Raw genomic sequence first — 6,459 nt, forward strand, 5'->3', positions numbered from 1 at the left:
GTCACGGTGCGATGCCTCGCTGACGGAGGGCCCGCGCCAGTGCGTGCACCGCGCGCGAGCAATGCGTCTTCACGCTGCCTTCGGTACAGCCCATCGCCAGGGCCGTCTCGGCCACGTCGAATTCCTCCCAGTAACGCAGCAGAAAGGCCTCCCGTTGACGCGCCGGCAGCCGGGCGACCTCGTATTCGATCGCCCGCAGCGTCTGCAGGCGCGACACCGTGGTCTCGGCGCCGTCGACGCCGCCTTGCAGCGCGCCGAGGTGCTCGAGCAGGTCGAAGTCGGGGTCGTCGGAGCCGGCCTCGAGCTCGGAGAGATTCTGCATCACGCCGTCGCGCACGCGCTGGCGGCGGAACCAGTCCATCGTCGCATTGCCGAGGATGCGCTGGAACAGCGGCGCGAACTCGGCCGCCGGCCGGTCGGCGTAACGCTCGGCCAGACGGATCATCGCGTCCTGCACGATGTCCAGCGCCGCGTCCTCGTCGCGCACCGCGTAAACGGTGCGCTTGAACGCGCGCTTCTCGACGCTGGCGAGGAAGTCGTCCAGTTCCTTGTCGGTGGCCAAGTCGGGCAGCAGGGGGGCTTGACGGGCCGGCGATTGTGTCATCGTGCCTTTGGCACGCGGCCCGGTGACATAATGCTGCACTCGCACAACGCTCTTTGGGGTCTCGAGCGGGTGCCCGACCCGGGCGCCTCGTTTTTGACCGCGCAGGTTCCGAATCCGCCTCACGAGGGCGCGAGGAGGGGCACCGATGGTTTTTCGTCAGAGAAATTCACTGAGGTTCGACACATGGACATGTCTGCCGCGGAAGTCAAGCGTGCCAGCGTCGCCGACGCCAAGGCACAACCGCAGAACTCCCCCCCCGCCGACCCGAACGGGTCGGAGATCCTGGTTCGCTGCCTGCAGGCCGAAGGGGTCAAGTACCTCTGGGGCTACCCGGGCGGCGCCGTGCTGTACATCTACGACGCGCTGTACAAGCAGGACACGATCGAACACGTGCTCGTGCGCCACGAGCAGGCCGCGGTGCACGCCGCCGACGGCTATGCACGCGCGACCGGCGAGGTCGGCGTCGCGCTGGTGACCTCGGGCCCGGGCGTGACGAATGCCGTCACCGGCATCGCGACCGCGTACATGGACTCGATTCCGATGGTGATCATCACCGGCCAGGTGCCGACGCCGGCGATCGGGCTCGATGCGTTCCAGGAGTGCGACACGGTGGGCATCACGCGCCCGATCGTCAAGCACAACTTCCTCGTCAAGGACGTGCGCGAGCTCGCGCTGACGATCAAGAAGGCGTTCCACATCGCGCGCACCGGCCGCCCCGGGCCGGTGGTCGTCGACATCCCGAAGGACGTGTCGCTGAAGACGGCGCCGTTCCACTACCCCGAGCGCGTCGAGATGCGCTCGTACAACCCGGTGCGCAAGGGCCACGGCGGGCAGATCCGCAAGGCGGTGCAGCTGCTGATGCAGGCCAGGCGGCCCTACATCTACACCGGCGGCGGCGTGATCCTGGGCAACGCGTCGGCCGAGCTGCGCGAGCTGGTCGACCTGGTCGGCGCACCGTGCACGAACACGCTGATGGGGCTGGGCGCGATACCGGCCAGCGAGCCGAAGTTCCTCGGCATGCTGGGCATGCACGGGACGTACGAGGCGAACATGACGATGCAGCACTGCGACGTGCTGCTGGCCATCGGCGCTCGCTTCGACGACCGCGTGATCGGCAACCCGCGCCACTTCGCGTCGGTCGAGCGCAAGATCATCCACGTCGACATCGACCCGTCGTCGATCTCCAAGCGCGTGAAGGTCGACATCCCGATCGTCGGCGACGTCAAGGAGGTGCTGGTCGAGCTGATCGCGCAGATCCGAGAGAGCCAGCAGCGCGTCGACGCGCAGGCGCTGAACGCTTGGTGGGGCCAGATCAACGAGTGGCGCCAGCGCGACTGCCTGGCCTATCGCAAGAGCGCCGAGGTGATCAAGCCGCAGCAGGTCATCGAGACGCTGTGGTCGTTGACCCGCGGCGGCGACTGCTACATCACCTCCGACGTCGGCCAGCACCAGATGTGGGCCGCGCAGTTCTACCGCTTCGAGGAGCCGCGGCGCTGGATCAACTCCGGCGGCCTCGGCACGATGGGGGTCGGCCTGCCGTACGCGATGGGTATCAAGCTCGCGAAGCCCGATGCCGACGTGTTCTGCATCACCGGCGAGGGTTCGATCCAGATGTGCCTGCAGGAACTGTCGACCTGCAAGCAGTACGACACGCCGGTGAAGGTCATCTCGCTGAACAACCGCTACCTCGGCATGGTGCGGCAGTGGCAGCAGCTCGACTACGGCGGGCGCTATTCGCACAGCTACATGGACGCGCTGCCAGACTTCGTCAAGCTCGCCGAGGCCTACGGCCACGTGGGTCTGCTCGTCGAGAAGCCGGCCGACGTCGAGCCGGCGCTGCGGGAGGCGATCCGGCTGAAGGACCGCACCGTGTTCCTCGACATCCGTACCGACCCGACCGAGAACGTGTGGCCGATGGTGCAGGCCGGCAAGGGCATCTCCGAGATGCTGCTGGGATCCGAGGACCTGTGACCCGGCGCTGACCCGGCGGGCGAGGCGGCGTCATCGCGCCGCCGCGTGCCCCGGGTGCGGCGCCGGCGAGCCGCCGACGACCCGACCCTTTCTCCCCACTTCGAAGAGCGTGGCCTTGCGGCCCGCCGCTACCGCGGCGGGCACCGGAGAGCGCGAAGGACGAATTCCCATGAGACACATCATTGCACTGCTGCTCGAGAACGAGCCCGGCGCGCTGTCGCGCGTGGTGGCGCTGTTCTCGGCGCGCGGCTACAACATCGAGAGCCTGACGGTGGCACCCACCGAGGACGCATCGCTGTCGCGCATGACCATCGTCACCACCGGCAGCGACGAGGTCATCGAGCAGATCACCAAGCACCTGAACCGGCTGATCGAGGTCGTCAAGGTCGTCGACCTGACCGAGGGCAGCTACACCGAGCGCGAGCTGATGCTGGTGAAGGTGCGCGCGGTGGGCAAGGAGCGCGAGGAGATGAAGCGCATGGCCGACATCTTCCGCGGACGCATCATCGACGTGACCGAGAAGACGTACACGATCGAACTCACCGGCGACGGTGCCAAGCTCGACGCGTTCCTCGTCGCGATCGAGCGCACCGCGATCCTCGAGACGGTGCGCACAGGCGCCAGCGGCATCGGCCGCGGCGAGAGAATCTTGAGAGTTTGAAGCAACCCCGAAGCGCCTCCGGCGCCTGCCCCTCGAGGGGGCGCCGCCAGCGGGCCGGCGAAGCCGGTTCCGCGGCGGCCGCTTGACCGGGCGACTTGCCGCCTGCCCCGCCCATCCGCAAGACTTCCCGTTTGGAGAACACCATGAAGGTCTACTACGACAAGGACGCCGACCTGAGCCTGATCAAGGGCAAGCAGGTGGCCATCATCGGCTACGGCTCGCAGGGCCACGCGCACGCGCAGAACCTGAACGACAGCGGCGTCAAGGTGACGGTCGGCCTGCGCCGCGGCGGCGCCAGCTGGGCCAAGGTCGAGAAGGCCGGCCTGAAGGTCGCCGAGGTCGCCGAGGCGGTCAAGGGTGCCGACGTGGTGATGATCCTGCTGCCCGACGAGCAGATCGCGCAGGTCTACAAGAACGACGTCGAGCCGCACATCAAGAAGGGCGCCTCGCTGGCCTTCGCGCACGGCTTCAACGTGCATTACGGGCAGGTCGTGCCGCGCGACGACCTCGACGTGTGGATGGTCGCGCCGAAGGCGCCGGGCCACACGGTGCGCAACACCTACACGCAGGGCGGCGGCGTGCCGCACCTGATCGCGGTGCACGCCGACAAGAGCGGCAAGGCGCGCGACCTGGCGCTGTCGTACGCCGCGGCCAACGGCGGCGGCAAGGCCGGCATCATCGAGACCAACTTCCGCGAGGAGACCGAGACCGACCTGTTCGGCGAGCAGGCGGTGCTGTGCGGCGGCACGGTCGAGCTGATCAAGGCCGGCTACGAGACGCTGGTCGAGGCCGGCTACGCGCCCGAGATGGCGTACTTCGAGTGCCTGCACGAGCTCAAGCTGATCGTCGACCTCATCTACGAGGGCGGCATCGCCAACATGAACTACTCGATCTCCAACAACGCCGAGTACGGCGAGTACGTGACCGGGCCGAAGATCGTCAATGAGCAGACCAAGGTCGCGATGCGCCAGGCGCTCAAGGACATCCAGACCGGCGAGTACGCGAAGAGCTTCATCCTCGAGAACCGCGCCGGCGCGCCGACGCTGCTGTCGCGCCGCCGCCTGACCGCCGAGCACTCGATCGAGGTCGTCGGCGAGAAGCTGCGCGCGATGATGCCTTGGATCAAGGCCAACAAGCTGGTCGACAAGTCGCGCAACTGAAGTCGCCAAGTGCACGCCGCAGCGGGCCGCCTCGGGCGGCCCGCTTCGTCTCGGCGCTGGCGTATCCTCCGGACCCATGAGCGATTCCACGGTCCACACCGATCCGGACGACGACGAGGTGCACGCGCGCCGGCCGCGCAAGGGCATCTACATCCTGCCCAATCTGTTCACGGTGGCGGCGCTGTTCGGCGGCTTCTACGGCATCGTGATGGCGATGAACGGGCGCTTCGAGCAGTCGGCCATCGGCATCTTCGCGGCGGCGGTGCTCGACAGCCTCGACGGGCGCGTCGCGCGCATGACGAACACGCAGAGCGCGTTCGGCGAGCAGATGGACAGCCTGGCCGACATGGTCAGCTTCGGCGCGGCGCCGGCGCTGATCGTCTACGTCTGGGCGCTCAGCGGGCTGGGCAAGCTCGGCTGGATCGCCGCGTTCATCTACTGTGCCTGCGCGGCGCTGCGGCTGGCGCGCTTCAACACCAACATCGGCATCGTCGACAAGCGCTGGTTCCAGGGGCTGCCGAGCCCGGCCGCGGCGGCGCTGGTGGTCGGATTCATCTGGGTCATGGACGACGCCGGCATTCGCGGCGCGACGCGCATCGACTGGCTGGCCTGGGGCGCCTTCGCGCTGACGCTGTACGCCGGGCTGACGATGGTCACCAACGTGCCGTTCTACAGCTTCAAGGACGTGAACTTCCGCAAGTCGGTGCCATTCATCGTCGTCGTCGCGATCGCGCTGGCGATCGCGCTGATCACGGTGCACCCGCCGACGGTGCTGTTTGCCGTGTTCTGCATCTACGGCTTCTCGGGCTACGCGGTGTACGCGTGGCGTCGCAGCAAGGGCAGGCCGGTGAGCGTGATCGCGACCTCGACCGACGAGCCCGACGAGAAGGGGCTGCACTCCTGAGCACCCGGCCCACCCCCGCGGCCGACCGCCCGAATCGGCGCCGCCTCGATCGTGGCCGGGCCGGCGCGGCGTTCGTGCTACATTTGCCCGATGACGTCGCTCTCGCCGGTCCTGCTGCTACGACTCGGAGTGCCCCGGGCGCGCTGATCGACCTCGTCTGACTGTTTCGCATCAACGGCCCGCATGCCCCTCGCTGCGGGCCGTTCGCTTTCCGAGCCCACCCCTCGACCATGGAGACCACCATGACCGACAAGCTGATCATCTTCGACACCACGCTGCGCGACGGCGAGCAGTCGCCCGGCGCCTCGATGACGAAGGACGAGAAGCTGCGCATCGCGCGCCAGCTCGAGCGGCTGCGGGTGGACGTCATCGAAGCCGGCTTCGCCGCGTCGAGCAACGGCGACTTCGAGGCGGTGAAGTCGATCGCCGACCACATCAAGGAGTCGACGGTGTGCTCGCTGGCGCGCGCCAACGATCGCGACATCGCCCGTGCGGCCGAGGCGCTGACCGGGGCGCCGCGCTCGCGCATCCACACCTTCATTGCGACCTCACCGCTGCACATGGAGAAGAAGCTGCGCATGACGCCCGACCAGGTGTTCGAGCAGGCGAAGCTGGCGGTGCGCTTCGCGCGCAACCTGTGCGGCGACGTCGAGTTCTCGCCCGAGGACGGCTACCGCAGCGAGCCCGACTTCCTGTGCCGCGTGCTCGAGGCGGTGATCGCCGAGGGCGCGACGACGATCAACATCCCGGACACCGTGGGCTACGCGGTCCCCGAGCTGTACGGCAACTTCATCCGCACGCTGCGCGAGCGCATCCCGAACTCGGACCGGGCCGTCTGGAGCGTGCACTGCCACAACGATCTCGGCATGGCGGTGGCGAACTCGCTGGCCGGGGTGAAGATCGGCGGCGCGCGCCAGGTCGAGTGCACGGTCAACGGTCTGGGTGAGCGCGCCGGCAACTGCTCGCTCGAGGAGGTGGTGATGGCGGTGCGCACGCGCCGCGACTACTTCGGGCTCGACGTCGGCGTCGACACCACGCAGATCGTGCCGGCGTCGCGGCTGGTGGCGCAGACCACGGGCTTCGTCGTGCAGCCGAACAAGGCGGTGGTCGGCGCCAACGCCTTCGCGCACGCCAGCGGCATCCACCAGGACGGCGTGCT

The 6,459-nt window shown here is 68.2% G+C and carries 6 protein-coding genes; 5 read left to right on the forward strand and 1 reads right to left on the reverse strand.

Going from position 1 to position 6,459, the window contains the following annotated elements; all coding sequences use genetic code 11:
* Position 1: 1 nt before the first annotated feature.
* The gene (locus PKC53_RS15415; protein ID WP_324430162.1) at positions 2-562 is read right to left on the reverse strand and encodes an RNA polymerase sigma factor; all 561 of its coding nucleotides are present in this window, start codon (positions 560-562) and stop codon (positions 2-4) included.
* A gap of 225 nt (positions 563-787) precedes the next feature.
* Here PKC53_RS15415 and PKC53_RS15420 point away from each other — a divergent pair, with 225 nt between their 5' ends.
* The 5 genes from PKC53_RS15420 to PKC53_RS15440 form a co-directional block, all read left to right on the forward strand.
* Entirely contained in the window at positions 788-2,575 is a 1,788-nt protein-coding gene (locus PKC53_RS15420) for an acetolactate synthase 3 catalytic subunit (protein ID WP_324430164.1), read from the forward strand.
* 169 nt (positions 2,576-2,744) lie between these two features.
* Entirely contained in the window at positions 2,745-3,236 is a 492-nt protein-coding gene (gene ilvN, locus PKC53_RS15425; RefSeq protein ID WP_324430167.1) for an acetolactate synthase small subunit, read from the forward strand.
* A gap of 143 nt (positions 3,237-3,379) precedes the next feature.
* On the forward strand, positions 3,380-4,396 hold the full coding sequence (gene ilvC / locus PKC53_RS15430) for a ketol-acid reductoisomerase (RefSeq protein WP_324430168.1): 1,017 nt from the start codon (positions 3,380-3,382) through the stop codon (positions 4,394-4,396).
* 76 nt (positions 4,397-4,472) lie between these two features.
* Positions 4,473-5,300, forward strand: a complete 828-nt coding sequence (pssA, locus tag PKC53_RS15435) for a CDP-diacylglycerol--serine O-phosphatidyltransferase (RefSeq protein WP_324430170.1) — start codon at positions 4,473-4,475, stop codon at positions 5,298-5,300.
* Positions 5,301-5,542: 242 nt separating this feature from the next.
* The coding region (locus tag PKC53_RS15440) for a 2-isopropylmalate synthase (RefSeq protein ID WP_324430172.1) at positions 5,543-6,459 on the forward strand (917 nt) is incomplete at its 3' end.

The organism is Azohydromonas sp. (assembly GCF_035325925.1).
In the GTDB taxonomy this organism is placed as follows: Bacteria; Pseudomonadota; Gammaproteobacteria; order Burkholderiales; family Burkholderiaceae_C; genus Calidifontimicrobium.

What these genes read in the sequence shown, in the direction of transcription:
- PKC53_RS15420 (WP_324430164.1), top strand. Translation starts at nt 788, where the DNA reads ATGGACATGTCTGCCGCGGAAGTCAAGCGTGCCAGCGTCGCCGACGCC.
- ilvN (WP_324430167.1), top strand. Translation starts at nt 2,745, where the DNA reads ATGAGACACATCATTGCACTGCTGCTCGAGAACGAGCCCGGCGCGCTG.
- ilvC (WP_324430168.1), top strand. Translation starts at nt 3,380, where the DNA reads ATGAAGGTCTACTACGACAAGGACGCCGACCTGAGCCTGATCAAGGGC.
- pssA (WP_324430170.1), top strand. Translation starts at nt 4,473, where the DNA reads ATGAGCGATTCCACGGTCCACACCGATCCGGACGACGACGAGGTGCAC.